We start from the raw sequence: 26352 nt of genomic DNA on the forward strand, positions 1-26352 counted from the left end.
GTCCCGGAAATTTCTGCCCCGGCTTTGATCCCTGGGGGGCACCCCGGCCGTATCTCAGGCGACGGGGAAAGGTCCGGGCGGAGGTATCGATGCATGCGGTGGCCGAGGATCGGCTCACGCCGGAGAGGGTGCTTGTGATGGCACGGCAACACTCCGGTGGTAGGTGGCAGGCTCTCGACGGTGGTGGAAACCAGCGGGACGAGGGCACGGTGATCCCGAAGCAGGGTCCGCGGCATCAGTCGGCTCCGAGTAGCGCGCCGAGTCACGAGGACACTCTCGTGAAGATGCTGTACGAAGAGCACGCCGGCCCCTTGCTGATGTTCGTCCTGCGGTTGACCGGTGGAGACCGGCAGCGCGCGGAGGACATCGTGCAGGAGACGCTGCTGAGGGCGTGGCGCAACGCGCACCGCCTCGGCGCGCAGGGTCAGCAGTCGCTGAGGCCGTGGCTGGTGACGGTAGCCCGTCGCATCGCCATCGACGAGCATCGCAGCGCCAACGCCCGCCCCGCCGAGACGTACGATCGGGAGCTGGAGAGCTTCCCGACGACGTCCGACGAGACCGACAAGGTTCTGCAGTCGATGACCGTGTCGGACGCGCTCCGGCAGCTCAGCCATTCGCATCGGGAGATCCTCATCGAGACGTACTTCCGCGGCCGTACCGTCCCGGAGGCCGCAGAGTCGCTCAACCTGCCGCTCGGTACCGCCAAGTCCCGGGTCTACTACGCACTGCGTGCCCTGCGCACCGCGCTCCAGCAGCGGGGGGTGACGGAATGACGCAGGACCAGCACTACGACGTCGCCTCGTACGCCCTCGGCATCCTCGACGATCGGGACGCGGCGCGTTTCGAGGACCACCTGATCGAGTGCGCCCAGTGCGCCTACGAGCTGGAGTCCTTCGTCGAGGTGGCGGACGTCCTCTCGACGGTCGACGGTGAGGCCTTCGTGGCGGCCGAGCAGGCCGAGCGGGACGCCACCGTGCTGCACAAGATGCTCAGCGAGGTGGGTGCCGAGCGTCAGCGTGCCAACAGTCGCCGGCTCTACACGCTGGCCGCCGGTGTGGTGGCCTTCGCGGCGCTCTCGGTCGGTGCGCTCTTCGCCGGTGGCCAGTGGCTCGGTTCGGGCTCGGCCGGTACGCCGGAGACCACCGCGCAGGGCAGTCAGAGTCAGCTCGACCCGCTGCCGAACGGTGACCTCGGCATCGGCGGGACGAAGCTGCCGGGTGACAACTACACCGGCACCGACACCCGTACCAACGTCAGTGCCGTCGTGGGTCTGCTGAAGAAGGACTACGGCACACAGGTCTCCTTCGCGGTCGGTGGCATCGACGGCGGCCCCAAGACGTGCGCGCTGTACGTGGTGCGTACCGACGGGGTCAAGGTGAAGGTCACCGACTGGACCGTGCCCGAGGGTGACGGGTGGGGCACCGCCGCCAACCCGACTCCGCTGATGCTCCAGGCGGCCACCGCGGTTCCGCGTGACCAGATCGCGCACGTGCAGATCGACGAGGTCGCCGCGAACGGGTCGACCAAGTCTTTGGTTCGCGTTCCGTAACCGTACGAACACGGAAATGGCCCGGTCACCTCGGTGACCGGGCCATTTCGCATGTGGGGTCCTAAATTTACGGACCGGGTGGGCCGAAGGTTCAACGGAAAATTCATTAATTTGATCGGCCCGAATGTTCAACCGACGCCGCACCGCCGCCGTACTACTGCCCGGAATGGCCAAAGCCATTAATCACCCGGGAGGGGCCACGTGGTACCGGAGAAGCGCAAGTTGATGGTCGTAGGCGCGGCACTGGCGGCGGTGTTCGCTCTGTCCGCATGCGCCCCGACCGGAGCGGCCGTGGCCGACTACGGTAACGCCGCCGAGCCCGCTTCCAACGATGTGGCGGCGACGCCTGAGGCTGAGGCGACCGCTGCCGCCGACCCCGAGGCGGAGTCGACTGCCGAGCCCGCCGCACCGGGTGACGAGGCGAACGTCCCCGAGATCAGCGAAGAGCTGACCACCACCTCGCTCACCTCGAAGAAGGTGAAGCTGATGGGCACCACCGTCCAGGATCAGGACGGCTTCGTGCTCTACCGCTTCGACAAGGACGAGGACGACCCGGCGAAGTCGAACTGCAACGGCGACTGCGCCAAGATCTGGCCGGCCGCGCTCACCAACGACGGGGAGCCGACGCTCAAGGGCGTCGACAAGTCCCTCGTCGGTACGGTGACCCGCGCTGACGGCACCAAGCAGCTGACCCTCAAGGGCTGGCCGCTCTACCGCTACATCGGCGACAAGAAGCCGGGGCAGTGGAAGGGCCAGAACGTCAGCGGCACCTGGTTCGTGATTCAGCCGAACGGCACCAAGAACCTCACCTGCCTGCCCGCCGTGTCGAAGCCGGTCGCCCCGCCGGCCGACGACACCTCCGGCGACGCGGGTAGCGACGCCGAGTCGGGCAGCGAATACAGCTACTGATCCGGCATAGGCACAGGAAAAGTTGGAGGAGGAGAAGATGAGGACCCGCCGAACCCCCCGATGGCTGGTCGGCACCCTGGCTATGTCCCTGGCGTTCATCATGGCGCCGGCCGGGGTGGCTCACGCCGCTGACGAGCCCGTGCCCGTGCCGCCGAACACCGGACTGACGACCAAGGGCACCGGCGTGATCAGCGCCGCGGACAGTGACTTCATCATCAAGGTCCGCCTGGCGGGCCTCTGGGAGATCCCGGCCGGCAACATGGCCCAGGAGAAGTCCGAAGACCCGAACGTCGTGAAGATCGGCAAGGCGATCGCCGAGCAGCACGTCGCGCTCGACAGCCTGGACCGTAAGGTCGCCAAGCAGCTCGGCATCAGCCTGCCGAACGTGCCGAACGGTGACCAGCAGGTCTGGCTGAACGAGATGAAGAACGCCGCGACCCCGCAGCAGTTCGACCAGATCTTCATCGACCGGCTGCGGGCCGCGCACGGCAAGATCTTCCCGGCGATCGGTACCATCCGCGCCACCACGCGCAACGACTCGGTCCGCAAGCTCGCCCAGCAGACCAACCAGTTCGTGATGACGCACATGACCTTGCTGGAGAGCAGCGGAATCGTCGACTACGCCGCGCTTCCCACCGCGCCGGCGCCGGCCGCTGCCGGACAGGGCCCGGTGCCCATCGACAACCAGATGATGCTCCAGGCGCAGGAGGGCCAGAACATTCCTGGCCTCAGCAACACGGTAATCCTGTTGATCCTCGCTGCCGCCCTGGTGGTCGGGGTTGTTACGACCATGCGCATCTTCCGCGCACGGTAGATCTCAACGTCGCCCCCGGCGGACAGAGAAAGGTGTCACCCATGCGAAGGTCCAAGTACCGGCGCCCCAGTAGTTCCCCGGCCTGGTTCAGCGGCCGGCGTCGCGTCGTAGTCATCGGCGCAGCGGCACTGGCGGCTTTCGGTGGCGTGGTGACTGTCACTCAGATCTCGAGTGCCAGCACCGAGCGCACCCAGCAGCGGGCCCTGGCAGCCTGTGACGACCTGCAGGCCCCCAACCGGGCTCAGCTGTCGACACAGACCCGGAAGGGTACGTACACCACGAACAACGGCCAGGTCACCCAGCACGCGGATGACGGCGCCGGCGACGTGGCGACCACCGCCCAGGTCCGGGCTCGTTGCCGGGACTGGGTCATCAAGAACGTCTCCGAGGAGGCGGTCACCCAGGCGACCACCCAGGCGCGCCGCGGCGGTGGCAACAACAACGGTGGCCAGAACAACGGTGGCAACCAGGGCAACAACGGCAACAACGGCAACAACGGTGGCAACGCCGGCAACAACGGTGGCGAGGCCAGTGCCGCGCCGAGTGACGCAGCCAGCGCGCCCGCCGAAGAAGAGCAGAACAACGGTGGCGACACCGGCAACAACGGTGGCGACCAGGGCGACAACGGTGGCGACCAGGGCGGCGACCAGGGCGACAACGGTGGCGACCAGGGCGAGCAGCCGGCCCCGGCCCCGACCACCCCGCCGCCCGGCGCGGGCCTCGGTGTCCTCACCAACTCCTGCGACACGTCGAACCTCGCACCGCACGACGGTTTCCAGAACGGCAACCGTTGCGTCTCCACCGAGTTCGGTGAGGTCGGCGCGGCCGCGAACAACTCGACCCTGCTGATCACCAACGCACCCCGGCAGGTCAACCGGAACACCCCGTTCACCATCCAGGTCAGCACCCGCAACCTGATCCGGGACCGCTTCCTCGCGGCCGGCCAGGGCGGTTACTACGTGGAGAGCAGCGTTCTGCAGAACGGCCTGGTCCGTGGTCACTTCCACACCGCCTGCCGGATCCTGCAGAGCCAGAACTCGGCCCCGGCCCCGGAGCCGGTCCCGGCGTTCTTCGTCGCGACCGAGGACAACAAGGGTGGCGCTCAGGCCGACACTGTCGCCATTCAGGTGCCGGGTCTGCCCGAGGCCGGCAACTTCCAGTGCTCCTCGTGGGCGGGTGACGGTTCGCACCGTATCCCGATGATGGAGCGCGCCAACCAGACGCCGGCCTTCGACTCGGTGCGCGTCCGAGTTCGCTGACCAGCGTTTCAGTAAGCGGAACCAGACTGCGGAACCGTCCGCCGCCGAAGCCGGAAACGATCCGGACCGGGTTTCACGACCCGGTCCGGAACCCCCCTTCGCTACGGCGTCGTCCTTCCCCCTGCCGGACGAACAGGCGGCAGACGGTTCCCAGGTGACCGGACCTTTCTCGGGTGTCCGGACACCACCTACCGATGGCCCTGACCCTGGAGCAAGGTCAGGGCCATCGGCATGTCCGCAGGTGGATGGCATAGTGACCCGGTGACCGTGACCCGGCGACTGACACCACCGGAGCGATACGCCTTCGGCGCCTCGGTGCGGCCGCTCCTGGTCCCGAAACACGACCCGTGCGGGCGGTTCGATGCCGGCGGGCTCCAGCTCGCCATGCGTACCCCAGCCGGTCCGGCGTCTTTGATCTTGACCCGAATCGCCGGGGAGCTGGAGGCGACCGGACACGGCCCGGGAGCAGAGTGGGCGGTGGAGCGGGCCGACGCGATCGCCGGACTGCGCGACGACGTGAGCGTTTTCCCGGCCTTGGCGGCGCGTCACCCGCTGGTCGAGCGGCTGGCCAAGACCTTCGCGGGAGTACGCCTACCCGCCACCGGCCAGATCTTTGCTCGCCTGTTACGGGCGATCCTGGAGCAGAAGGTGACCGGAAAGGAGGCACACCGGTCGTACCGCGCGGTGTGCCGTAGTTTCGGGGAGCCCGCGCCCGGCCCGGTCGATCTGCTGCTGCCGCCGGACCCGGCCGTGGTGGCGGCCACCGCCTACTGGGAGTTCCATCCGTTCGGTGTCGAGCAGCGCCGCACCCAGGCCCTGTTGCGGGCCGCGCAGGTCGCGGACCGGCTGGAACGGTGTGCCGACGCGGCCGAGGCGACGGCCCGGCTGACGGCTCTGCCGGGGATCGGACCGTGGACGGCCGCGGAGACGGTGCGGTTCGCCTTCGGTGATCCGGACGCGGTGAGTGTCGGTGACTTCCACATCCCGAACACGGTGGCGTTCGCGCTGGCCGGCGAGGCGCGCGGCACCGACGAACGGATGCTGGAGCTGCTGGAACCGTTCCGTGGGCACCGGGGCCGAGTGTGTGATCTGCTCGCGATGGGCGGGATCACCGCACCGAAGTTCGGTCCGCGGATGCCGCTGCGGTCGTTCTCCCGGTTCTGACCGGATCCGCTCGGTAAATTGCTCGGGATGTTCGCCATGTCCCGAAGGGTGGGTAGATCCTCCTGGTCCTCCTACTGGTACTGATCAGCACCATGATCCTCGGTAGCGAGCCGACGCTGATCGCACAGCGCTGGGCGTTGCTCGCCGCTCGACTGGTCCGCGGCCGCCGCGGCGAGGACACCGCCCAGGAGATCCGGGACCTGGTCGCCGCCCAGCGGGAGTTCTCGGCGGAGCAGCGCACCATCATCTCCGGCGCGTGCGCGATCGCCGGCCGGAACCTGCGCGAGATCCTGGTGCCCCGCCGTGACGTCCTCACCCTGGCCAGCGGCCGGCCCGCGGCCGAGGCACTGCGGGCGCTGATCGACGGCGGGCACTCCCGGGCGCCGGTGATCGGGCCGGCCGGGCTGGACGACGTGATCGGCGTGGTGCACCTGCGGGATCTGGTCGGCGCGGCCGGCCCGGTCGACGGGGTGGCCCGGCCGCCGCTGTTCCTGCCGGCGACGCTGCGGGTCTCCGACGCGCTCCGGCAACTGCGTGCCGAACGGCAGCCGCTGGCCCTGGTCGCCGACGAGAACGGGGCTGTCGACGGCATCGTCACGATCGAGGACCTGGTCGAGGAGATCGTCGGGGAGATCTACGACGAGACCGACGCGGACGTGGCGTCGGCCGTGCGGGAACCGGACGGATCCCTGCTGATGCCGGGCTCGTTCCCGATCCACGACCTGCCGGACGTCGGGTTCCGCGGGCAGTCCGCCGAACCCGGCGACTACACCACGGTCGCCGGCATGGTGCTTGCCGAACTCGGGCACATCCCGACCGGGCCGGGCGAGGTGGTGACCCTGCCGGAGTTCACCGCCGAGGTGACCGAGGTGACCGGGCGGGCCATCACCCGGTTGCGGGTTCGTGCGCTACCCGCCGATATCGACTGACGCGCTGTGCGACTTCTCCGGGTTCGGCGGGAATAGGCTTTCATCCATGACAGAGTCGTCTAGCGCCTACGAATACCTGGACAACGTGGACCCGCGGGAGCAGGCCCGCCTCGACGCGGTGCGCCGGTACCGGCTGGTCGATCAGCCGGTCGAGGACGCGTACGACCGGATCGCCTTCGTCGCCGGCGCCCTCTTCGGCACCCCGATCGCCACCGTCTCCCTGGTCGAGCGGGACCGGGTGTGGCTGGCCGCCTGCCAGGGCCTGACCGGGGTGCGGGAGATCGGCAAGGAGCCCGGCCTGTGCGCCTCGGTGATCGCCCAGGACGACGTCTACGTGATCAACAACGCGGCCGTGGACCCGCGCACCCTGGAACACCCGCTGGTCCGCGGCGACCTGGGGCTGCGGTTCTACGCCGCGGCCCCGATCCGCACCCACGACGGTTACCGCCTCGGCACCGTCAACGTGATCGACAGCGTGCCCCGGGAGGCGCACCCGCGTCAGCTCAAGGCCCTGGAGAACCTCGCCGCGATCGTCGCCGACGAGCTGGAACTGCGGCTCATGGTGATCCGCAGCGCTGCCGCCGAACAGCGGATGCGGGAAACGGTGAACTGATCTCCCCGAATGGGTACTCCAGTGACATGATCTGGAATCTTCTTCGCCGCATCGTCCTTACCGCCGTCCTCGTCCCGCTCGGTGTCGCCGGTGCCCGCAAGCTCAGCGACACCGTCGAGCGTCGCCGAGGGCCGAACAACCGGGCGTCCCGGCTGCTACGGCAGGGCGCAGACACCGCGCAGACACTGTTCGGGCGGAAGAAGAAGCGCCGCTTCGGCTTCCGCTGATTGGTATTCCGTCCGGCCGGGTAACGGCGGCGACATGCGAACCCCCCGCACGATCGCCGTCGTGGCCCACCGGCGGAAGACCCTCGGTGGCGGACTCGACGAACTACGCCGTCTCCTGACCAGCCGTGGCATCGAGAAACTCCTCTGGTACGAGGTGCCGAAGAGCCGCAAAGCCCCCAAGCAGGTCCGCAAAGCGGTCAAAGCCGATGTGGACCTGCTGATCGTCTGGGGCGGCGACGGCATGGTCCAGCGCACCCTCGACGTGCTGGCCCGCGACAAGAAGGGCCGTGAGACGCCGGTCGCGATCATGCCGGCCGGCACCGGCAACCTGTTCGCCGGCAACATGGGCATCCCCACCGACCTGGAGAAGGCCGTCGAGATCGCCTTCACCGGCGACCGCCGCCGCATCGACCTGGGTCGGCTCGACGACGAACACTTCGCGGTGATGGCCGGAGTCGGCTTCGACGGCGCCATGATCAAAGACGCGGACGGCGCCCTCAAGGACCGCCTCGGCAAACTCTCCTACGTCTGGACCGGCCTGCGCCACGTCAACGGCGAGACCCCGCGCGCCAAGATCAAGATCGACGGCAACGACTGGTTCGACGACGAGGCCAGCTGCGTCCTGATCGGCAACGTCGGCACCATCCACGCCGGGATCCAGGCCTTCGACGGCGCCTCACCGACCGACGGCTGGCTCGACGTCGGCGTCGCCACCGCCCACAACGCCGTCGAGTGGGCCCGCGCCCTCGGCACGATGGCCGTCACCCGCTCCGACAACTCACCGTTCGTCCGCACCACCAGGGCCCGCCGCATCGACGTCACCCTGGAATCCAAGATGGAATACGAACTCGACGGCGGCGCCCGCGCCAAAACCCGCAAGTTCACCGCGCGGGTGGTCCCGGAGGCCGTCCGGATCTGCGTACCCTCCGAAAAACCATGACCCCGCTCTGATACGCCTACCCGTCCGGCAACCGCAGGCGACCCCGCCCGTGGCCACACCGCGAGGCAGGCGACGGCCCGGACCGCAGCGCGCCCGCCGGGCGTGAGCGTCGTTCCAGGACCCCAACGGCCCACATGTCGCGTGCGGTTCCGCGCCTCAGGTCACCACGCTCATGCGGCCCGCTTGTTGTGTGGAAACTTGCGGTGCGAATCGCGCCTCAAGTCACCACGCTCGCGCGGTTCGCTTGTTGTGTGGAAACTTGCGGTGCGTTCCGCACCCCAGCTCACCACGCTCGTGCGGTTCGCTTGTTGTGTGGTGACTTGGGGTGCGGATCGCACCGCAAGTCACCACGCTCTCGGGGCGGTCAGCTGACCTGCTGCCACCAGCCGTCGACTGCGGGCGGGTTGTCCACGTCGACCCGTTCGCCCGGACGGGGAACGGCCAGTTTCACGCCGCGGGCCTTCGCCTCCCGCCACGTCCGGTCGGCGGGCTCGGCCCACTCGTGCAGCGCCAGGTTGAACGTCGCCCAGTGCACCGGGATCAACAGCCCACCACGCACGTCGAGGTGCGTGGACACGCCGTCCTCCGGCGTCATGTGAATGTCCGGCCAGGCATCCCCGTACGCCCCGACCTGCACCAGCGTCGCGTCGAACGGCCCGTGCTCGGCACCGATCGCGGCGAACCCGTCGAAGTAACCGGTGTCGCCGGAGTAGAACACCTTCCGGGTCGGCCCGTTGATCACCCAGCTGGCCCAGAGCGTCTCGTCCCGGCTCAGCCCGCGCCCGGAGAAGTGCCGGGCCGGCGTGGCCACGAACTCGATCCCGGCGACACTTGCCTTCTCGTTCCAGTCCAGTTCGACGATCCGGCCGACCGGCACCCCCCAGCTCTCCAGGTGCGCACCCACACCCAGCGGCACCAGGAACCGGGCCGCCTGCAGGTCGACCAGGTTCTGGATGGTGACCATGTCGAGGTGGTCGTAGTGGTCGTGGGAGATCACCACGGCGTCGATCGGGGGCAACTCCCGCAGCGGAACCGGCGGCTCGTGCAGGCGCCGCGGGCCGGCCAGCCGGGACGGCGAGCACCGATCGCTCCAGACCGGGTCGAGCAGGACCCGGCGGCCCTCGATCTCGATCATCGCGGACGAGTGCCCGTACCAGGTGATGTGCAGTCCCCGCGCGTCGCCGCCCGGCGGCGTGGTGACCAGCGGGATCGGCTGGTGCGGCCGTCGCGAGTCGCGGTCGCTCGCCGCCGCGAGCGCCGCCTTCGGCATCGAGCCGACGGCGATCTGCACGGCGGGGACGGTGTTGCGGAATTTGCCCTCGGAGTACTGGGGTGATCTCTGGACCCGCTCCCGGCGGGGCCCCCGGGAACGGGCGCCCAACTGGGCGGGAACGTCGCGGGCGGCCCACACCGCCGCGGCGCCCAGAGCCAGAGCCATCACGGTACGGGTACGCGTTCGCTTAGCCATGGTCTCCAGTCTGACCCGCGCAGGTTGCGGCTTGCCACCACGTCCCTCAGCATCGTCTCAGTTAGTGACCGGTATGGCACACTGCGGCGGTGACGCTCGACACCCTTCAGACTCAGAACCATCTCATCGTGCGCCAGCGCATCCGGCTCATGGTCAACCAATACGAGGTCCACGCCGTCACCCCCGACGGTCAGGAGGCCGGGATCCTCGCCTTCGCCCAGCAGAAGCGGCTGGCGTTCAAGGAGCAGGTGACCCTTTACACCGACGACACCAAGCAGGTTCCGCTGCTCGGCTTCAAGGCCCGGCAGGTCATCGACCTCGGTGCCACCTACGACGTCACCGACGCCGGCGGGCAGCCGATCGGCCTGTTCCGGAAGAACTTCGCGGCCTCTCTGCTGCGCTCCAGCTGGGTCGTGGAGCAGCCCGGATACGGCGAGATCGCCGGCCAGGAACGCAACCAGTGGGTGGCGATCCTGCGGCGCTTCATCGACTACCTGTCGTGGCTGCCGTACCACTTCGACTTCGTGATCCAGGGCCGCCCGGCTTTCTCGGTGGTGCGCAAGTGGGGCCTGCGGGACACCTACCAGGTCAGCATCCACGACCCGAACGTCGACCGCAGGCTGGTCGTGGCGATGGCCGTCGGTTTGGACGCTCTGCAGAGTCGGTAGATTCCACGGGCATGGACGACCCCCGTGCCCAGCGACTCTTCGGCGACAGCCTGGTAGCCCCCGGCGATCTGGCGTCGAGCCCGTTCCGGGTGGACCGGGACCGGATCGTCAGCTCCCCGTTCCTCGCCCGCCTCGCCGGGGTCACTCAGGTGATCAGCCCCGGCGGGGCCGGCCTGCTCGTGCACAACCGGCTCACCCACAGCCTCAAGGTGGCACAGGTCGGCCGGGCCATCGCCGAGCGCCTGCAAGCCGCCGACCCCGATCTGGCCGGCAAACTCGGCGGCTGCGATCCCGATGTGGTGGAGGCGGCGGCGCTCGCCCACGACCTCGGTCACCCGCCGTTCGGGCACCTCGGCGAGCGGGTCCTCGACCGGCTGGCCCGCCAGCGTCTCGGACTGCGCGACGGCTTCGAGGGCAACGCCCAGTCGTACCGGATCGTCACCAGCACCGAGATCCGCGGCCAGGCCACCATCGGGCTCAACCTCACCAACGCCGTCCGCGCGGCCATCCTCAAATACCCGTGGACCCGGCTCACCCATCCCGATCCGCATCCCCGGTTCATGGACCCGCCGCCCCGCGGTGCCGCAGCGGTCCCCGACGACCCGGACGGCGGATCGCTCAAGTTCGGTGCCTATTCGACCGAGATCGCGGACGTCCGGGCCGCCCGCGCCCCGTTCAGCGGCCGGGTCGCCGACTGGCAGCAGACCGTCGAGGCCTCGGTGATGGACGCCGCCGACGACATCGCCTACGCCATCCACGACCTGGAGGACGTGCACCGGGTCGGGGTGCTCCAGCAGGGTGCCGTCGCCGCCGAGCTGATGGCCTGGCAGCGCTGGGGCCCCGAGTCGGACACCAACCGGGCCGGTGGCGCCATCGAGTCGCTGCGCCGCCAGTTGCACCGCAAGGACGGCTGGATCGCCGACGACTCGGCCTTCGCCGACGCCGTCGAACTGGTCCGCGCCGAACTGGTCGACGGCCTGCTGGCCCGCCCGTTCGACGGTTCCCTGGAGTCGGAGGCCCGGGTGGCGGCGTTCTCCGCCAACTGGACGCGCCGCCTGGTCGACGCGGTCGAGATGATCGGTCAGCCGGCCGTCCGCAGCGGCCACGTCCAGTTGTCCCGGGAGCAGTGGCACGAGGTACAGATCCTGAAGTTCGTCCAGAACCGTTTCGTCCTGGAACGCCCGGATCTGGCCCTCCACCAGCGCGGTCAGGGCCGCCTGCTGGCCTCCCTGGTCGAGGCCCTGCTGTCCTGGCTCACCGACCCCGACGAGGCCCAGCGCCTCCCGCGCCGGCTCCGCGACCTGGTGGAGCTGGCCGAGGCCGAACTCCCGCCCGGCACCCCCGAACGCGTCCAGCGAGCCCGGGGCCGCGCGATCGTCGACTTCGTCGCCGGCCTGACCGACAGCCAGGCGGTGGGCCTGATGGAGGCACTGTCCGGCCGCTCCCGCCAGCTGTGGACCGACGCCCTGGTCCTCTGACCGGCCGCAGATCTCCCTCGGGTGGATGGCCCGGGTGCGTTTCGCACCCGGCCCTGACCGCGAAACGGCCTGGAGAGCGTTCGCGGTTGCCCTGCTGTGTGGTTACTCCGGGTGTGAATCGCACCCCGAGTAACCACACAGGCCTAAGGGGCGACGTGTTCCTCGCCTCGGCGCAGCAGGATCGCGTTGTAGTTCAGGCCCTTCAGGGCGGCGGCGCCCCGGCCCTCGGCGAAGGCGTCCGGGATGTCCAGCCCGGCGCCGAGCGCGTCGTAGAAGCCGCGGGTGAACTCGATCGCGGCCGGGTCGGCGAGCGGGCCGTCGGACGCGATCGTGTACTCGGTCCCGACCGCACTGATCCGGCCCACCGACAACGAGTAGCAGGCGTTGAGCACCGCGACCTTGATCTTGCGGCGGGTGAACAGCTCGGCGAGCGCGGCGCTGGACGGCTGGAAGTGCTTCCCCACGTCGTCCTCGAAGATCAGCCCCCGGCGGGTGCCGTGACCGGAGAAGTGCACGACGTCGAACTGCCGCCCGAGCAGAGCCCGGCGCAGGTCGTCGATGGTGACCGCGTTCAGTGTCTCGACCCGGATCCGGTCGCGGTTCGCCGACAATGCGATCGACTGCCGCAGCGTCCGGTCCTCCGCACCGAGGCGCAGCGGCTCACTGCCGCGCGGATTGGCACATGCGAGCAGGATCGCCAGCCGGGGCGCCGACCCCCCGGACGGGCCTGAGGAACCGGACGAGCCAGGGGAACCGGATGGGGTCGAGGAGACGGATGAGGCCGGGGCTCCGGTGAACGAGCCGGTCACGGTGCTGTGGTTGACGATCGTGGCGCCGTCGCCGATGTTGCTGAAGGAGTCGCCGGCCACGTGTGCGCTGCCCAACTGGTCGACGTGCAGGCTGCCGGTGGTCACCGAGACGAACACCGGGCGGCTGCCGGCGGCCGGCTGGGGTGGCAGTCGCCAGGCCGACACCGCCTCGCCCGCGTTCATGGTCTCGGCCAGCAGCCGCAGCCCGGTCGGCACCGGCGGCAGCCCGGCCAGGTAACGCTTGTCCCAGCGCACGTTGTCCAGGGCGGTCAGGTTCCGCCGGGCGGTGTCCATCTCGTCCGGTTCGGGCGTCACGACGACATGGGTGACCTCGCGGTCGGCGCGGGGCGCGCAGATCGTCGCCGCCACCCGGGTGACGAGGGTGGACGGCAGCGGACCGGGTGCGGCGAGGGTGATCCGGGTACGGAAGACCGTGGACTGGTAGTGCTGCCACGCTTCGGCGAAGTGCCGGGCCGCGTACGCCGCGAACGGGTCGGCGGCCAGTTCGTGACTCCGCATCCGCAGCGGGCTCCGCTCGCTCCGGCCCGGGGTCGCGAGCCGGCCGTACCGTGCGGCCAGGTCGGCGAGCATGCCGGCGAACGGTGCGGGCGGCGCGTACGGCTCCAGCCCGACCGTCAGCATGAACGGTTCCGGCAGGTCGGCGACGCTCTGCCAGAGCGGGTCCCAGCTGGCTGCCCCACCGGCGAGCCGGGGCACGGCGAGGTAGTAGGCGACTCCCGCGTCCGGCCGGGCCGGCTGTCCGGCCCGGATCTGTTTGCGCACCTCGGCCAGGCCGGACGGATGTGCCCGGAACGGTTCCAGCAAGAGCCTGATGTCGGCAGCGGCCCGGACCGGTGCGGCCCGCACATGCGCGGGCAGGGCGCCGAGCCGGTCGCGCAGCCGCAGGGCCGCCTCGGTCGCTGCTGCGGCGGTCGGCGCGGTCACCCGGCCGAGCAGCACACACCGCAACCGCTCGCCGGGCTGGTGCAGGTAACGCAGTTCGAGCCGGGCTCCGGCGGCCGGATCCCACAGGCCGGCGAGCCAGCCCGCGTCGGCGAGGGCCGCTTCGGCACGACGGTGCTGGCCGGTGCCGTCGCCGGATTCCCGGCCGGGCACCGGCTCGACGAGCAGGGCGATCCACGCGTGGCAGCCGTGCGGCCCGGCGGCGGTCAGTACCCCCGCCGCCGGCGCCGTACTGTCCGGCTCGGCCAGAACGTCCCGGTCGGACATACCCGTCATCCGCCTCAGTGCTCGCCGGGTGCGGCCGGCCGGCCCACCATCGGGGGCGGCCCGCCCGCGGTGTGCGGCGGCCCGCCCGCGGCGCCGGGTGTGGTGGCCGGCAGGGACTCGATCGGGATGTCGTAGCCGAAGGTCGCCGCGATCGGCATCTCGATGCCTTCGACTGCCGCGTCGACGCCTTCACGCACCGCCGAGTGCAGGGCCTCGCGTGTCGCCCGGACCCGTTCGGTGCGCAGCATCTGGTTGATGATGCCGGTCCGCCCGAGCACCGAACCGACGATGTCCTTGACGAACTGGGCGATCAGGGCGGTGCCCCGGCGTTCCCGCCACATCGTCCAGCCGACGTAGAGCGAGGTGCCGAACGCGAAGACCGAGACATAGGCGATGTACGAGCGTTCCGTGATGATCAGCCGGTTGTTGACCGACTCGGCAATCATGTCGCTGCGGACCCGGCGGGGTGTCACCGCGACCGGGATCCGGCGACGGGCCAGCGAGTGGTAGATCGCCGCATAGGACGACTCGGCCGCCGCGGCCTTGCCTTCGATCAGGGTCTTCCACTCGGCGACCGGCTCCTGGATCTTGACCAGGAGCAGCACCGCCCAGAACGCCGCGACCCCGGCGAAGGTGCCGAATCCCAGCAGGCCCCCGAAGACCGTGGGGCTCGCGGAACCGCCCGCCCCGCCGAGCAGGGTGAGCAGGAAGAGCAGGACGAACACGAAGTACACCAGGGTGCCGGCGATCGCGGCGTACAGCCACAGCCGGAGCAGGGCGAAGAATGACACCGACTCGTCGAGCGACAGTTCCATGCCGGTGAATCGGAGTGTCTGGGTGCGGTAGGCGATGTCCTCGTCGGACTGCGGACCGGTCGCGGCCCATCGAGCGCCCATCGGATCTGAGGTCGTCAACTCTCCTCCTAATAGCCGAGTGTGATCGTGATCGCGCCGTCGTCGCCGACTGCGGCGTGGCCGTTGATGTCGATCGGTACCGTGCCGGACTCGGTCTTCTCGCCCCCACCGAACTCGGTGTAGGTGGTCGTGTAGGCCGCCGATCCGGCGGTGCCGGTGGTGAACCGCACCTGAGCCCGCCCGGTGTCCGCCGGAACCACCGCAAGCTGGGGGAACGCGGTTACGGCCCAGGTCGTGGTCTGGCTCCAGGCCAGCGACGGGGCCTGCATCGGGCACCGGTACGAGGCCGAGCCCTGCGGGTCGACGCAGGTCGCGGTCAGGTAGGCCTCGGCGGCCGTCTGCACGGCTCCCGCCGCACCCGGAGCGATCGCCAACTGGGCGAGGTCGATCTCGGCCGAGACACCCTGCTGCCCGGCCTGGTAACTCGCGGTCCGGGTGGCCCCCGCGAACAGGGTGTTGCCGCTGGTCGTCGCCGTGTAGACGGCGGGCAGCGCGGGCATGCCACGAGCCGCCGACGAGCCGACCGCGACCCCGTTCACCGTGAGGTCCATCCCCTCGGGCAGTTGCACGGCCAGGTAGAGGAACGGCTGCTCCAGCCGGTACGGGATTTCCTCGTCCCCGGTCCCGATCACCGCGAAGCCCTGTTCGATGGTCTGTCCGCCGAGCCGGTACGAGGCCGTCACCAGCGAGTATCGGCCGTCGCCACTCAGGTCCTGGGTGGACTTCACGGTGATGTCGGCCGGCCGGTTCGCGGCGGTCACGAGGGCGGCCGGCACGAGCAGCGGCGCATCCTCCGGGGTGAACCAGCCGCCGCTGTCGGCGAGCGCCAGCGCGGCGGCCGTGTCACCGGCGGCGAGGTGGCCGAAGTAGTCCTCGACGGTCGAGGCCGGGCTCGGCGGGTCCGGCCGCAGCACCAGGAAGGCGATCACCACGAGCACCAGGGCCGCGCACCCGGCCCCGATCCGCCGCCAGGTGGTCCGGCTCAGGTGCAGATCGAGCGCGGACTGGACCGCCGCCGGCGGGAAGTTGTGCACCGGCCCGTCGCCGACCTGGACCGCTGCGGGTGTGAACCGGTGGGCCGGCCCGTCGATGCCCGGCGGTGGCACCCGCGCCACCGTCGGATCGGTCAGTGCTGAACCGCAGTGCGCGCAGGACCCGGATGATCCCGGGCTGATCTGCCCGCATCGCCGACACAGCGTCGGAGTGCCACTCGTCGATACATTCATCCGTCCACACCGATCCTTCCGCTGGCGCCTTCGATGGTGACTGACGGACAGCGATCGGGCTATCGCATTCCGCCCGGCGGTCGCCGGGCGGTCCGGAGCCGCGCCCGCCTCGCGCGGACCGGGCGGGACTCCGCTGGTGCGGTTGTCGGAGGTGCCGGGCGTACCGCAGCGTGCTTTTCAAGCCCTGACGGTGAGCGTCACGCGGATCGGGGGAGGCGCAGGGCTGCGGGGGCGTGATGGTGGCGCCGCCGAGGATGTGCGCGGTGAGCGGAATGTTGAAGACGTCGCCGACGGTGCCGCCGGGGTAGCCGCCGATCCGGTCGGCGATCCGGCGGACCGCTTCGTGGCCGACCGGGATCCAGGGCGGGTTCGGTTCGCCGCACCGCCTGCCCGAGGAACCGCAATGGCCGGGGTCTCCACCCGCCAGCCGTCGCCGTCCGGCCGGAGCGCGGTGACCTCGGTTTCCGGGTGCACGGTGACGCCGGCCCGCTCGGCGAGGTGGAGAACCTCGAAGATCTAAGGCCCAGCAGTCTCTAGCGCCGATAGATACTGATCGAATAGCCCACCTGATCGATGAGAGTGCTGCCTTCCATCATCTGTTTCAGGCGGGGACTGGCCAGCGCCACCCGGCTGTCCGAGATGACCAGAAGACCCCGGATCTGACTGACCGGTACGGAGTACGGATCCCGTGCGTCGATCCCGTAATACCGTGGCACCCCGGAACCCTTGTAGATCAGCCACACCGGCTCACCCGGGTACTTCGTCCGCAGATGCTGCCCGAGCCGGGCCAGGTCCTGACCCCAGTCCACGTTCGCGTCGTGCAGATTGTTGTGCGTGTTCGCGGTGCCGCCGAACGCCTCGTTCGAGTACGGCAGGTAGTACGGGAACGTCCGCAGCGAACTCACCGCCACCATCAGCAGCAACCCCACCGTGGCCACCCGCGACGGTATCGTCCGGATCAGCGCCACCGCCCCGGCCGCCACCGCCAGGAACATCGGCAGAATGATCACGTACCGGGTACCGAAGTTCCGTGCCCCCACCATCGTGAACAGCAGCAACAGCGCCGAAACCGGCAGCAGATAGAGCGTCGCCGCCCGCAGCTTCGGAACCACCAGCATGGTGAACACCCCGGCCACCCACAGCGCCAGCATCCCCAGCGGCGTCTTGATCAGGATCGCGACCGGCATGTAGTACCACGGCGAACCCTTGTAGGCCTCACCCAGCAGGAACCCGTTGTACAGCTTGTTCTCGAACTTGAACTGGACCAGCATCCCGTCCCGGTAAGCCTGCGGGAACGGCAGCAGATCCACCACCATGGCCTTCAGCCCGGTGAGTTCCGGCAGGCCGGGTGGCGTCTCCCAGCGCAGCCGCGGATCCACCACCAGATAGGTGAACCAGACCACCGCGATGGCGATCAGCCCCGCGCCGAGCGCCGCTCCGGCCGCCTCCGCGAGTCGCTTCTTGAGGACGCCGGGCCGAGCCTTCCACGTCGAAAGAGCCAGAAGCAGGATCAGCAGCGGTACGGCCGGGAGAACGCTCATCCTGGTCGCCAGCGCCGCACCGAGCGCCACAGCGGCCAGTGGCACGTACAGTTTCGGCCGCTCCCGGGCCCGCCACGCCAGCCAGAACGCGGTCAGCAACATCCCCGCGGCCGGCACGTCGAGCGTGGCCAGCGAACCGTGCGCGATCAGGTCGGGGGAGAAGCTGTACAGCGCCAGCGCGATCAGCCCCGCCCACGCCCCCGCCAGATCCCGGGCGAAGAACAACACCACCAACCCGAAGACCAGCGTCAGTACGATCACCGGCAGCCGTGCCAGCAACATCACCTGAAACGGGTTGTTGCCGGTCTCGTACAGCAGATGCCGCCCCAGCCGGGTCTGATTACCCGGGTACGCCGGATCCAGCTCGGCCCCGGCGAACGCCGTCCCGGCCGCGATGATCAGCTTGCCGAGCGGCGGATGCTCCGGGTTGTAGCGCAGACTCTGCTGCTGCCGGTACACCTCGGCGGTAGCCACATACACCGGCTCGTCGATGGTCGGCGACTGCTGCATAGCCGTGGTGACCATGGCGAACGCCATCTGCCCCAACATCGCCACAACAGCCAGGATGTAGATCAATCGGCGTCGCAGCATCGGGCCAATCTAGTCGGCCCCGGATCCGGCGCCCACCGTGCGGGTGGCCACCAGAGCACGGGAAGCGTCGCCGGTCACCGTCGGTGTCGCCAGCGCCCACCCAGTGCCAGAGACCGACCGCACAGTCCGCTGTCGGTGGCAGAACAGGAGCACCCCCGGTGCCGTAGCGCCGGGGGTGCTCGATGTTCCGTCAAAATCCAGTCACGCCGCGCAGCTCACCGCCGCGTTCGCGTGCTCAGACCGTGGCCGGGGCGGACTGCGTCTCGGTAACCGCCGCGGCGCGCTCCGCCTCGTGCTGCTCGTAGGCAACCCTGGCGGCTTCCAGCCGGCCCGGGAACCGCTGGCAGGCCCGGAGCAGCTTGAAGATCAGGAACGACTCGAAAGCGAGCAGACCGGCACCGGCGATGATGGTGACCGGGAAGACCAAGCCGGTGATCGGGCCGACGATGAAGACGAACATCTCGTACTCGATACCGCTGATCAGGTGGGTCCGGATGCGGTTGCGGCGCAGGGTCGCACCGATCCGGTTCTTCAGCGAACTCTTCTTCGGGGGAGTGCTCGGGTTCGCGGGGGCCGTCTCCGGCTCCGGCTCGGGCATCTCGGTGGACGGCTCGCTCATCTCGGCGGCAGCCTCGGCCTGTGCGGCCCGCAGCGGCTCCTTGTAAGCGTTGACCTGGTCCGTCATGCTGCGCCGGACCTTCGCGATCTGCGCACCGTTCAGGTACCGGAACAGGTCCAGGAAGATCGCGACGGCCATCAGCCAGAGCCAGGCGACGTCGTCGGTCCGCACGAACTGGCCGCCGAAGAGGGCCAGCGCGATGAAGAAGACCCGGACACGGTCGAGCACGAAGTCCAGCCATTGGCCGAACATGGTGCCCGTGCCGTTGAGCCGGGCGATCTTGCCGTCCATACAGTCGACCACGAAGCTGATGTGGAAAAGGATTCCACCAGCCACGAGGTACCAGGTCTCACCGACGGCGAAACAGGCGGCGGCACCGAACCCGAAGATCGACGCGATGAGAGTCAGAATATTGGGCGTGATCCATCGGTAGGGCGCTACCAGACGCACCAGTCGCGACGCCAGCGGGTCGACCAAAAGCACGGTCCACCACGCGTCGACCGGCTTGTAGGTCCGCTCCCGGATCTCCTGCAAGGTCACCTTCACGCGCGGCACTTTAAACCTTAATCCTCTGAAAACGCTATGTGGCCCGCCGATGAACGAAAGGCACTACCAGGGGTAATGCCAAACACGGCGGCCGGTAGCCAATTTTGACGGGGTTGTTACGACTCGGTATCACTTCAGAGTGGTGCTCCATCGAGCACCCCCGAGCCGGTCCGGCTACCTTACGCCCCGCCCCCGGCAGCCGCTCAACTCCATCCCGGAGTTCGGCATCGATGGCACCGCGGGGCCATTCTTCCGCCCCGGCGGTGTTCATCTCGCCCGCAGCTCGGCACCGACGTCGTGCAGATGCCGCAACGCCTGCCGATACGACTCGATCAGCCCCGTCTCCGCGTAGGGCACCCCGATCTCGGCGCAGAAATCCCGCACGATCGGCTGGGCCCGCCGCAGGTTCGGGGTCGGCATGGCCGGGAACAGGTGGTGCTCGATCTGATAGTTGAGCCCGCCCAGTATCGCGTCCACGAACGGTCCGCCCCGCACGTCACGTGAAGTCAGGACCTGTTTGCGCAAATAGTCCTCGGTGCCGTCGGGATGCGGCATGCCCTTGTGGTTCGGTGCGAAGGTCAGGCCCAGATAGACCCCGTACAACGCCTGGTGCACCACTAGGAAGGCCAGCGCCTGCAGCGGTGTGAGCACCAGGAACAGCGCACCGAGATAGCCGATGAAATGAGCCGTGAGCAGCGCGCTCTCCAGCCCGCGCCGTTTCACCGTGCCCCGTAGCAGCGCCCGCACGCTGTCCCGCTTGAGATCGACTCCCAGGAGGGTCAGCAGCGGGAAGAAGAACCAGGCCTGGTGACGGGTCAGGAAGCCCCGGCCGCGGGCCTGCTCGCGGGACCACACCAGCACGTCCGGGCCGACATCGGGATCCAGATCGTCATGATTCGGGTTGGCGTGGTGCTTGGTGTGCTTGTCCATCCAATACCCGTAGGACATGCCGATCGCCAGGTTGCCGGCGATCAGCCCGGCCCGCGCGCTCGGTCTGTTGGTGCGGAACACCTGCCGGTGCGCCAGATCGTGTGCCACCAGCGCGACCTGGGTGAACACGACGGCCAGGAGAACCGCCACGGCGAGTGTCCACCAGGAGGAGCCGACCAGGAAGAAGACCGTCCACCCACCGATCAGGGCGAGGGTCACCAGTCCGATGCGGACTGCGTAGTGGGCGGGACGCCGCCGTAGCAGTCCGGCCGTGTTGATCCGGCGGTTGAGTTCGGCGAAGTCGCTTCCGGAAGTACGGGTCTCGGCTGTCGTCGTCATGGATCCAGCCAACCGGCGTCAGGCTCCCGCGTCAGTCGTGCCAGCACCCTCGTGATGGTGGGGCTGGCACTACCGACAGCCCGGCGCCCGGCGGCCAGGATGGGGACATGGAATCGCGCGACTGGATCCGGGAGGGCATGCGCGCCGTGGCGAGCGGAGCGGTCGCCGTCCCGCTGGCCATCCTCAACATCCCGCTTCTGGTGCTCTTCGTGGTGTCGCTGGTGCTGACCCCGGTGCTGGGGCTCGGCCTGGTGCTGGTGCCCCTGGTGACGAGACTGGTCCGGGCCCGTGCCGACCTGGCCCGCCGGCTCGCGGCCGGCTGGGGGCAGCCGATCGCCCGGCCCTACCTGCCCCGCCCGGAGCAGGCGCGGCTCGGCGGGTTCCGGCACTACCGCTGGATCATGCGCGACCCGGCCACCTGGCGCGACCTGGGCTGGCTGCTGCCCGGCGCGGTGGCCGGGCTGGTCCTCGGCCTGTCGTCGATCGCCCTGCCGGTCTACGGCGCCGAGGGCATCCTGCTGATCCCGCTCTGGATCTCGCTGGGGACGGACTACGGCTATGGCGTGATCTGGCCGATCGAGACCCTCGCCGACGGTTTCCTGTCCCTGCCGCAGGGCGCGGTGATCCTGGCGATCGGGGTGGCCGCGGCACCCTACCTGCGACAGGCCGACGCCTGGTCCACCCGGCTGTTCCTCGCCCCGACCAGGGCGGCCGAGCTGCGCCTGCGCGTCAGCCAGCTCACCACCACCCGGGCCGACACCGTCGACGCGCAGGCCGCCGAGCTGCGCCGGATCGAGCGTGACCTGCACGACGGCGCCCAGGCCCGGCTGGTGTCGCTCGGTATGACCATCGGTCTCGCCGAGGAGATGGTCGACGACGACCCGGTCGCCGCCCGCAAACTGCTCGCCGAGGCCCGCGAGAGCAGCCTGACGGCCCTGGTCGAGCTGCGCCAGCTGGTCCGTGGCATCCACCCGCCGGTGCTCGCTGAGCGCGGGCTGGAGGGCGCGGTCCGCGCGCTGGCGATGGCCCTGCCGATCCCGGTGACGGTGACCGCGGCACTGCCCGGCCGGCCGGACACCCCGGTCGAGTCGGCGGCCTACTTCGTGATCGCCGAAGCGCTGGCCAACGCGGCCCGGCACAGCGGGGCCGCCGCGGTCACCGTCGACCTGTGGCACACCGGCGACGTGTTGTCCGCCCGGGTCACCGACGACGGCCGGGGCGGAGCCGAACCGTCCGGCGGCACCGGGCTGCGGGGCATCGAGCGCCGTCTCGCCGCCTTTGATGGCACGATGAGCCTGTCCAGCCCGCCGGGTGGGCCGACCGTCGTGACCGTGGAGCTGCCGTGCGCGTTGTCATCGCCGAGGATCTCGCCCTCCTCCGGGACGGGCTGATCCGGATCCTCGAGGCGTTCGACTGCACGGTCGTGGCCGCCGTCGACAACGGACCCGCGCTACTGCCGTCGCTGTTGGAGCATCGCCCCGACGTGGCAGTGGTCGACGTGCGGCTGCCGCCCACCTTCACCGACGAGGGCCTGCAAGGTGCCATCGAGGCCCGGCGGGCGATCCCCGGGCTGCCGGTGCTGGTGCTCTCCCAGCACGTCGAACCGCTCTACGCCCGTGAACTGCTGACCGACCGGGCCGGCGGGGTCGGTTACCTGCTCAAGGACCGGGTGGCGAACGTGGCCCAGTTCCTCGACGCGGTCCGCCGGGTGGCCGGGGGCGGCACGATCATGGACCCGGAGGTCGTCACCCAGCTGCTGGCCCGCAACGTGCCGCCGCTGGCGGCTCTGACCGTCCGCGAGCGCGAGGTGCTGGGGCTGATGGCCGAGGGCCGTTCCAACGGCGCCATCGCCACCAAGCTCTACGTCGGCGACAAGGCCGTGAGCAAACACATCAACAGCATCTTCACCAAGCTCGGTCTGCCCCCGTCCGACGACGACCACCGCCGAGTCCTGGCCGTCCTCGCCTACCTGGATGTCTGACCACCCCACTCCCTCACCGTGCGGCGCTTCGTCCCGGGTGAGCCGAGCCGAACCCCGACTCACCACGCAGTAGGGGTGCCGTTGGGCGGTGAGTCGGAGGCTCGGCAGGTGGGGTGGGTCAGCGGTGGGTCAGGTGGGCTATGCGGCCGTCTCGGCCGGAGGCCCAGCAGGCGCCGCCGGGAGTGCAGGCGACCGCGTCGAAACTGCCGGTGCCGAAGCGCCGCCAGGTGATTCCGCCGTCGTAGGAGACGTCGCTGCCGGTCGGGCCGACGGCGAGTGCGGTGCGTCCGCGCCAGGCCACGCCGGACCGGTATTCGCCGGGTTCGGTCCGGGACACGGTCCAGGTCCGGCCGCCGTCGCGGGTGACCGCAGAACCGTCGGGCGCCGAGGTCTCGGTGGTGTAGTCGCCGCCGACGGCGATGCCGTGCCGCGGGTCCCGGAAGGCGAGGGAGTAGATCCCGGCGCTGGCTCCGCTGGGTACCGGAGTGTTGCTGACGGTCCAGTTCCAGCCACCGTCGCGGGTGGCGAAGACCCGGGCGGTGGCGTCTCCGCCGGTGGCGAACCAGGCATACCCGCCGGCGGGCCGGGAGCGTTCGTCGGCGGTGAGAGAACGGCTGTGGGCACCGGCGGAGACCAGGCAGGTGCCGCTGGCGGCGAAGGCGAACTCGCCGGGCAGGGCGGCCGGCATGCCGTCGGTGGGCCGGACCTGCCAGGTGCGGCCGCCGTCGCGGGTGGCGAGGATCCGGAACTTTCCGCCGACCGGGTCGGAGAGGGCCAGGCCGTGCCTACGGTCGAGGAACGTGACGCAGTCGTAGAAGGCGGCCGGGTCCTCGTTGCGGAACGTCTCGGTCCAGGTGGCGCCGCCGTCGGAGGTGGCGTAGATCCTGGAGTCGGTGCCGTTGCCGATGGTGAGCGCGACGGCGTCGCGGGGCCCGAACGCTTCGATGTCCCGGAACTGGAGGGCGGCGGCGTCGGGCGGTCCGACCGAGGCCCAGGTGCGTCCGCCGTCGACGGTGCGCAGGACGGTTCCGGCGGAACCGGCGGCCCACGCGACCTTGGCGCTGACCGGGGCGAGACCACGGAACCGGGCGGTGGTCCCGGTGTCGGTGAGCTGCCAGGACAGCCCGGGTCCCGGGGTGAGACCGGTGCCGGCGAGAACGACGAGCGCGAGCACCGCCATGGAGATCTTTCGATGCGATGTCATGCCCGGCAAACTACCGCTTCAAGCGGCGGATCTCGATGGCCCGCGAGGTGCGCCACTGGACGGGCTTCACGCGACACAAGGTTGCCGATCATCGCAAGGGTGACGACCGGGACGTCGGTGGGGAGCTGAGTGAGGGGACGGGCGACGGGTCGGGGGATGGTGGCGGATGTGGTGGCTCGTCGGTGAGCAGCCGGCCGGCGAGCAGTCCGCCGCCCAGGATCAGGACGGCGGCGATCATGCCGCCCACGCCTTGGACGATCGGCCGCTGCCGGCGCCCGGGTACACGCTGAAACCCGTCGCCCATCCATGCCTCCCTCTCCCGTTCCTCCCCTGATTCTCAACGCGGTGACGGCCCGTACGGGTGTCACCCTTCTCGGGTCGGCCGAACAACCGGGTATCCAGCCCGTATCCGGCAGTTCACGATTGAGGCGGATTCGTTCGGCGGAGGGTGCGCGGATGGACGACCGGTTCAGAGTGGATTTCCGGCGCGGCCTGCTGGTGGGCCTGATCGCCGTCTCGGTGGTGGCCTTCCTCGCCGGGCTGGCCGTGCGGGCCTGGGCCGGTGAGACCGGTGCCCGGCCGGCTCCCGCCACCGACCGCTCGGTGATCAACTCCCGGATGGGAGAAAGGCCGGCGGTGGAGAGACTGCCGGACGTCAGCCGTCCAACAGCGCCCGCAACCGAAGACTGTCCTGCGTGGTCCAGCCCGGCGGCGGAGCGATAGCCGCCCATCCGTCCACCGTCTCGGACTTGTAGACGTGCCCGTGCCCGGTCGGCACCTTGTTGGAGAAGACCAGGTCACAGGTGATCTGCCAGAACGTGATCCCCGGGTACCAGTGCATGTCCGGAGTGACGTCGGCGGCCCGCTTCCCGGTCAGCCACTGCGGTTTCTGCCAGAGCAGGTCCCAGCTCCACCACACCACCGGGTCGGTGGCGTTCTGCAGGTAGACGACTTTGGGCCGGGGCCCGGTCAGGTCCCGGAGTTCGGCGGCGTCGTCGGCGAACTCGACCGGCAACTGTGGATAGTGCGGGTCCCAGATCGGGCTGCCCGGTGCGCGGCCCTCGGTGAGTGCCCGGTGTGCCGGGTTGGCGAAGGTCGGCCCGAGCAGCAGGGCGCCGTCCGCTCCGTCGACCAGGGCTTCGGGCGTACCGAAGGTCATCTCCATCCCGTACGTCCCGAGGCTCTCGCCGAGCAGCAGCAGCCGTGGCCGGTTGTCTGCGGGCATCGCCGCCCAGCGGGCCCGCACCGCACCGATCAGGGCGGCGGCCGCGTCGGCGACTTCGGACCGGTCACCCATGAAGGCGAAGAAGCTCGGCAGGTACGAGTACTGCAGGGAGACGAGGGCGCTGTCACCGGCGTACATGTACTCCAGGGACCGGGTGACCTTGTAGTCCACCCATCCGGTGCCGGTCGGTGTGAAGACGGCGATCACCGAACGGCTGAACGCCCCGGTCCGGTCCATCTCGCGGACCACCAGCCGGGCCCGTTCCTCGACGGTGTCCGCCGAGGTCAGGCCGGCGTAGAGCCGGATCGGCTCGGCCGCGGGCCGGCCGGCGAAGGCGGTGAGTTCGGCGGTGCTCGGGGAGCCGGCCACGAAGGCCCGGCCCTGCCGGCCCAGCGAGTCCCAGGGAACCAGTGATCCGGGCCCGCCGGAGCGCAGGTGTGAGGCGGGGACGGTCACGCCGTTGCCGGTGCCGTTGTTGACGACGGCCGCGGACCGGTCGGCCATCGCGAACAGGTTGGCGACCAGCAGCCCGTCGAACGCGGTGTAGCTGAGCAGCGCCACGACCAGGGTGCCCGCGCAGTAGGCGGCCGGCACCGGGACGACCCGGCGGAACATCAACGCGCAGCCGTGGGTGGCCAGGCGCAGCAGCCGGGCGATGCCGAGCAGTACGAGGAAGGTGAGCAGGCTGACGCCGACGGTGCGGGCGATGTCGTAGTCCGGTGCGGGTTCCATGCCGAGCCGGATCCGGAGGTCCTGCTGCCATCGGGTGCCGAGCCAGAGGAAGACCGCGACCAGGACCGGGACGGTGATCGCCAGTACGGCCCAGGCGATCCGGGCGGCCGGGGCCCGCATCGGCCCCCGGAAGCGGCGGGCCAGGGCTCCGAGGGCGGCGCCCAGTCCGTACCCCATGGCCGCGGTGACACCGGCCACCATGCCCTGCAGGAACCAGACCCGGGGCAGCAGCGACGGGGTGAAGGAGAGGCAGTAGAAGACGGCGCCGAAGGCGGCGCCGGTGAGGCTGAGACGGGCCAGCGCGATACGGGGGCGAGCCGGAGGGGCGACGGTGGCGGGACGGTAGCCGAGTGAGCGGCGCTGCGAAGGGACGGGCGGTGACGCCACCACCTGTATGTGCATCCGGTGCTCCGTTCGTCGGGCCGGGACCGTACGCGGGGTGACCGA

The 26352-nt window shown here is 70.0% G+C and carries 25 protein-coding genes; 15 read left to right on the top strand and 10 right to left on the bottom strand.

Annotated elements, in window-relative coordinates:
- Positions 1-89 precede the first annotated feature (89 nt).
- From BLU81_RS40840 to BLU81_RS40885, 10 genes are all read left to right on the top strand, one after another.
- On the top strand, positions 90-773 hold the full coding sequence (locus BLU81_RS40840; RefSeq protein WP_092554070.1) for a sigma-70 family RNA polymerase sigma factor: 684 nt from the start codon (positions 90-92) through the stop codon (positions 771-773).
- Positions 770-1549, top strand: a complete 780-nt coding sequence (locus tag BLU81_RS40845) for a zf-HC2 domain-containing protein (RefSeq protein ID WP_092554073.1) — start codon at positions 770-772, stop codon at positions 1547-1549. The genes BLU81_RS40840 and BLU81_RS40845 overlap by 4 nt, the downstream gene beginning before the upstream one ends.
- 225 nt (positions 1550-1774) lie before the next feature.
- A complete protein-coding gene (locus BLU81_RS40850; protein ID WP_172890883.1) occupies positions 1775-2458 on the top strand; it encodes a COG4315 family predicted lipoprotein in 684 nt (227 codons plus the stop codon).
- 37 nt (positions 2459-2495) lie between these two features.
- The gene (locus BLU81_RS40855) at positions 2496-3272 is read left to right on the top strand and encodes a DUF4142 domain-containing protein (protein WP_092558357.1); all 777 of its coding nucleotides are present in this window, start codon (positions 2496-2498) and stop codon (positions 3270-3272) included.
- A 41-nt stretch (positions 3273-3313) separates the two neighbouring features.
- Positions 3314-4531, top strand: a complete 1218-nt coding sequence (locus BLU81_RS40860) for a Pecanex-like protein 1 (protein WP_092554079.1) — start codon at positions 3314-3316, stop codon at positions 4529-4531.
- A 231-nt stretch (positions 4532-4762) separates the two neighbouring features.
- On the top strand, positions 4763-5695 hold the full coding sequence (locus BLU81_RS40865) for a DNA-3-methyladenine glycosylase family protein (RefSeq protein WP_092554082.1): 933 nt from the start codon (positions 4763-4765) through the stop codon (positions 5693-5695).
- Positions 5696-5787: 92 nt separating this feature from the next.
- A complete protein-coding gene (locus BLU81_RS40870; RefSeq protein WP_092554085.1) occupies positions 5788-6624 on the top strand; it encodes a hemolysin family protein in 837 nt (278 codons plus the stop codon).
- 46 nt (positions 6625-6670) lie between these two features.
- Positions 6671-7237, top strand: a complete 567-nt coding sequence (locus BLU81_RS40875) for a GAF domain-containing protein (protein ID WP_092554088.1) — start codon at positions 6671-6673, stop codon at positions 7235-7237.
- Between the two features lie 26 nt (positions 7238-7263).
- Positions 7264-7464, top strand: coding sequence for a hypothetical protein (locus BLU81_RS40880; RefSeq protein ID WP_092554091.1), 201 nt, complete (start codon positions 7264-7266; stop codon positions 7462-7464).
- A gap of 34 nt (positions 7465-7498) precedes the next feature.
- A complete protein-coding gene (locus BLU81_RS40885) occupies positions 7499-8404 on the top strand; it encodes a diacylglycerol/lipid kinase family protein (protein ID WP_092554094.1) in 906 nt (301 codons plus the stop codon).
- Between the two features lie 364 nt (positions 8405-8768).
- On the opposite strand, the gene BLU81_RS40890 is transcribed toward BLU81_RS40885, so the two are convergent.
- Entirely contained in the window at positions 8769-9872 is a 1104-nt protein-coding gene (locus tag BLU81_RS40890; RefSeq protein WP_092554097.1) for an MBL fold metallo-hydrolase, read from the bottom strand.
- 149 nt (positions 9873-10021) lie between these two features.
- Here BLU81_RS40890 and BLU81_RS40895 point away from each other — a divergent pair, with 149 nt between their 5' ends.
- The gene (locus tag BLU81_RS40895; protein ID WP_172890884.1) at positions 10022-10540 is read left to right on the top strand and encodes an LURP-one-related/scramblase family protein; all 519 of its coding nucleotides are present in this window, start codon (positions 10022-10024) and stop codon (positions 10538-10540) included.
- A gap of 11 nt (positions 10541-10551) precedes the next feature.
- On the top strand, positions 10552-12018 hold the full coding sequence (locus BLU81_RS40900; RefSeq protein WP_092554103.1) for a deoxyguanosinetriphosphate triphosphohydrolase family protein: 1467 nt from the start codon (positions 10552-10554) through the stop codon (positions 12016-12018).
- A gap of 143 nt (positions 12019-12161) precedes the next feature.
- Here the strand turns inward: BLU81_RS40900 and BLU81_RS40905 are convergent, their stop codons facing one another.
- Genes BLU81_RS40905 through BLU81_RS40915 form a run of 3 tightly spaced genes read right to left on the bottom strand, consistent with a single transcriptional unit; the run spans position 12162 to position 16077 of the window.
- Positions 12162-14057, bottom strand: coding sequence for a CHAT domain-containing protein (locus tag BLU81_RS40905; protein ID WP_157751991.1), 1896 nt, complete (start codon positions 14055-14057; stop codon positions 12162-12164).
- 14 nt (positions 14058-14071) lie between these two features.
- Positions 14072-14971, bottom strand: a complete 900-nt coding sequence (locus BLU81_RS40910) for an adhesin (RefSeq protein ID WP_157751992.1) — start codon at positions 14969-14971, stop codon at positions 14072-14074.
- Between the two features lie 8 nt (positions 14972-14979).
- Entirely contained in the window at positions 14980-16077 is a 1098-nt protein-coding gene (locus BLU81_RS40915; protein WP_157751993.1) for a hypothetical protein, read from the bottom strand.
- Positions 16078-16333: 256 nt separating this feature from the next.
- Here BLU81_RS40915 and BLU81_RS48870 point away from each other — a divergent pair, with 256 nt between their 5' ends.
- Positions 16334-16717, top strand: coding sequence for a hypothetical protein (locus tag BLU81_RS48870; RefSeq protein WP_157751994.1), 384 nt, complete (start codon positions 16334-16336; stop codon positions 16715-16717).
- 13 nt (positions 16718-16730) lie between these two features.
- Here BLU81_RS48870 and BLU81_RS40920 read toward each other — a convergent pair whose 3' ends face one another.
- From BLU81_RS40920 to BLU81_RS40930, 3 genes are all read right to left on the bottom strand, one after another.
- A complete protein-coding gene (locus BLU81_RS40920) occupies positions 16731-18329 on the bottom strand; it encodes a phospholipid carrier-dependent glycosyltransferase (RefSeq protein ID WP_092554115.1) in 1599 nt (532 codons plus the stop codon).
- Between the two features lie 235 nt (positions 18330-18564).
- Positions 18565-19494: a CDP-alcohol phosphatidyltransferase family protein gene (locus BLU81_RS40925; RefSeq protein ID WP_092554118.1), complete on the bottom strand. Its 930-nt coding sequence runs from the start codon at positions 19492-19494 to the stop codon at positions 18565-18567.
- 267 nt (positions 19495-19761) lie between these two features.
- Entirely contained in the window at positions 19762-20763 is a 1002-nt protein-coding gene (locus BLU81_RS40930) for a fatty acid desaturase family protein (RefSeq protein WP_092554121.1), read from the bottom strand.
- A 107-nt stretch (positions 20764-20870) separates the two neighbouring features.
- Between BLU81_RS40930 and BLU81_RS40935 the strand changes: the two genes are divergently transcribed.
- Positions 20871-22154 (top strand): sensor histidine kinase, encoded by a 1284-nt coding sequence (locus BLU81_RS40935; protein ID WP_092554124.1) that lies wholly within the window; start codon positions 20871-20873, stop codon positions 22152-22154.
- Positions 22106-22744, top strand: coding sequence for a response regulator transcription factor (locus BLU81_RS40940; RefSeq protein ID WP_092554127.1), 639 nt, complete (start codon positions 22106-22108; stop codon positions 22742-22744). Before BLU81_RS40935 ends, BLU81_RS40940 begins: the two co-directional genes overlap by 49 nt.
- Before the next feature lie 118 nt (positions 22745-22862).
- Here BLU81_RS40940 and BLU81_RS40945 read toward each other — a convergent pair whose 3' ends face one another.
- The 3 genes from BLU81_RS40945 to BLU81_RS40955 all read right to left on the bottom strand — a co-directional run bounded on the left by BLU81_RS40945 (position 22863) and on the right by BLU81_RS40955 (position 26307).
- On the bottom strand, positions 22863-23948 hold the full coding sequence (locus BLU81_RS40945) for a WD40/YVTN/BNR-like repeat-containing protein (protein ID WP_092554130.1): 1086 nt from the start codon (positions 23946-23948) through the stop codon (positions 22863-22865).
- Positions 23949-24036: 88 nt separating this feature from the next.
- Positions 24037-24252 (bottom strand): hypothetical protein, encoded by a 216-nt coding sequence (locus BLU81_RS48875; protein ID WP_157751995.1) that lies wholly within the window; start codon positions 24250-24252, stop codon positions 24037-24039.
- Between the two features lie 351 nt (positions 24253-24603).
- The gene (locus tag BLU81_RS40955; RefSeq protein ID WP_092554136.1) at positions 24604-26307 is read right to left on the bottom strand and encodes an alpha/beta hydrolase; all 1704 of its coding nucleotides are present in this window, start codon (positions 26305-26307) and stop codon (positions 24604-24606) included.
- Positions 26308-26352 lie beyond the last annotated feature (45 nt).

This window comes from Actinoplanes derwentensis, from assembly GCF_900104725.1.
GTDB classification, from domain to species: domain Bacteria; phylum Actinomycetota; class Actinomycetes; order Mycobacteriales; family Micromonosporaceae; genus Actinoplanes; species Actinoplanes derwentensis.

Coding starts and splice junctions, on each gene's coding strand:
- BLU81_RS40905 (WP_157751991.1), bottom strand. CDS start 14,057: ATGTCCGACCGGGACGTTCTGGCCGAGCCGGACAGTACGGCGCCGGCG.
- BLU81_RS48875 (WP_157751995.1), bottom strand. CDS start 24,252: ATGGGCGACGGGTTTCAGCGTGTACCCGGGCGCCGGCAGCGGCCGATC.
- BLU81_RS40945 (WP_092554130.1), bottom strand. CDS start 23,948: ATGACATCGCATCGAAAGATCTCCATGGCGGTGCTCGCGCTCGTCGTT.
- BLU81_RS40850 (WP_172890883.1), top strand. CDS start 1,775: ATGGTCGTAGGCGCGGCACTGGCGGCGGTGTTCGCTCTGTCCGCATGC.
- BLU81_RS40920 (WP_092554115.1), bottom strand. CDS start 18,329: ATGCTGCGACGCCGATTGATCTACATCCTGGCTGTTGTGGCGATGTTG.
- BLU81_RS40895 (WP_172890884.1), top strand. CDS start 10,022: ATGGTCAACCAATACGAGGTCCACGCCGTCACCCCCGACGGTCAGGAG.
- BLU81_RS40865 (WP_092554082.1), top strand. CDS start 4,763: ATGTCCGCAGGTGGATGGCATAGTGACCCGGTGACCGTGACCCGGCGA.
- BLU81_RS40860 (WP_092554079.1), top strand. CDS start 3,314: ATGCGAAGGTCCAAGTACCGGCGCCCCAGTAGTTCCCCGGCCTGGTTC.
- BLU81_RS40870 (WP_092554085.1), top strand. CDS start 5,788: ATGATCCTCGGTAGCGAGCCGACGCTGATCGCACAGCGCTGGGCGTTG.
- BLU81_RS40845 (WP_092554073.1), top strand. CDS start 770: ATGACGCAGGACCAGCACTACGACGTCGCCTCGTACGCCCTCGGCATC.
- BLU81_RS40875 (WP_092554088.1), top strand. CDS start 6,671: ATGACAGAGTCGTCTAGCGCCTACGAATACCTGGACAACGTGGACCCG.
- BLU81_RS40930 (WP_092554121.1), bottom strand. CDS start 20,763: ATGACGACGACAGCCGAGACCCGTACTTCCGGAAGCGACTTCGCCGAA.
- BLU81_RS40890 (WP_092554097.1), bottom strand. CDS start 9,872: ATGGCTAAGCGAACGCGTACCCGTACCGTGATGGCTCTGGCTCTGGGC.
- BLU81_RS40935 (WP_092554124.1), top strand. CDS start 20,871: ATGGAATCGCGCGACTGGATCCGGGAGGGCATGCGCGCCGTGGCGAGC.
- BLU81_RS40900 (WP_092554103.1), top strand. CDS start 10,552: ATGGACGACCCCCGTGCCCAGCGACTCTTCGGCGACAGCCTGGTAGCC.
- BLU81_RS40880 (WP_092554091.1), top strand. CDS start 7,264: ATGATCTGGAATCTTCTTCGCCGCATCGTCCTTACCGCCGTCCTCGTC.
- BLU81_RS40885 (WP_092554094.1), top strand. CDS start 7,499: ATGCGAACCCCCCGCACGATCGCCGTCGTGGCCCACCGGCGGAAGACC.
- BLU81_RS40840 (WP_092554070.1), top strand. CDS start 90: ATGCATGCGGTGGCCGAGGATCGGCTCACGCCGGAGAGGGTGCTTGTG.
- BLU81_RS40855 (WP_092558357.1), top strand. CDS start 2,496: ATGAGGACCCGCCGAACCCCCCGATGGCTGGTCGGCACCCTGGCTATG.
- BLU81_RS40955 (WP_092554136.1), bottom strand. CDS start 26,307: ATGCACATACAGGTGGTGGCGTCACCGCCCGTCCCTTCGCAGCGCCGC.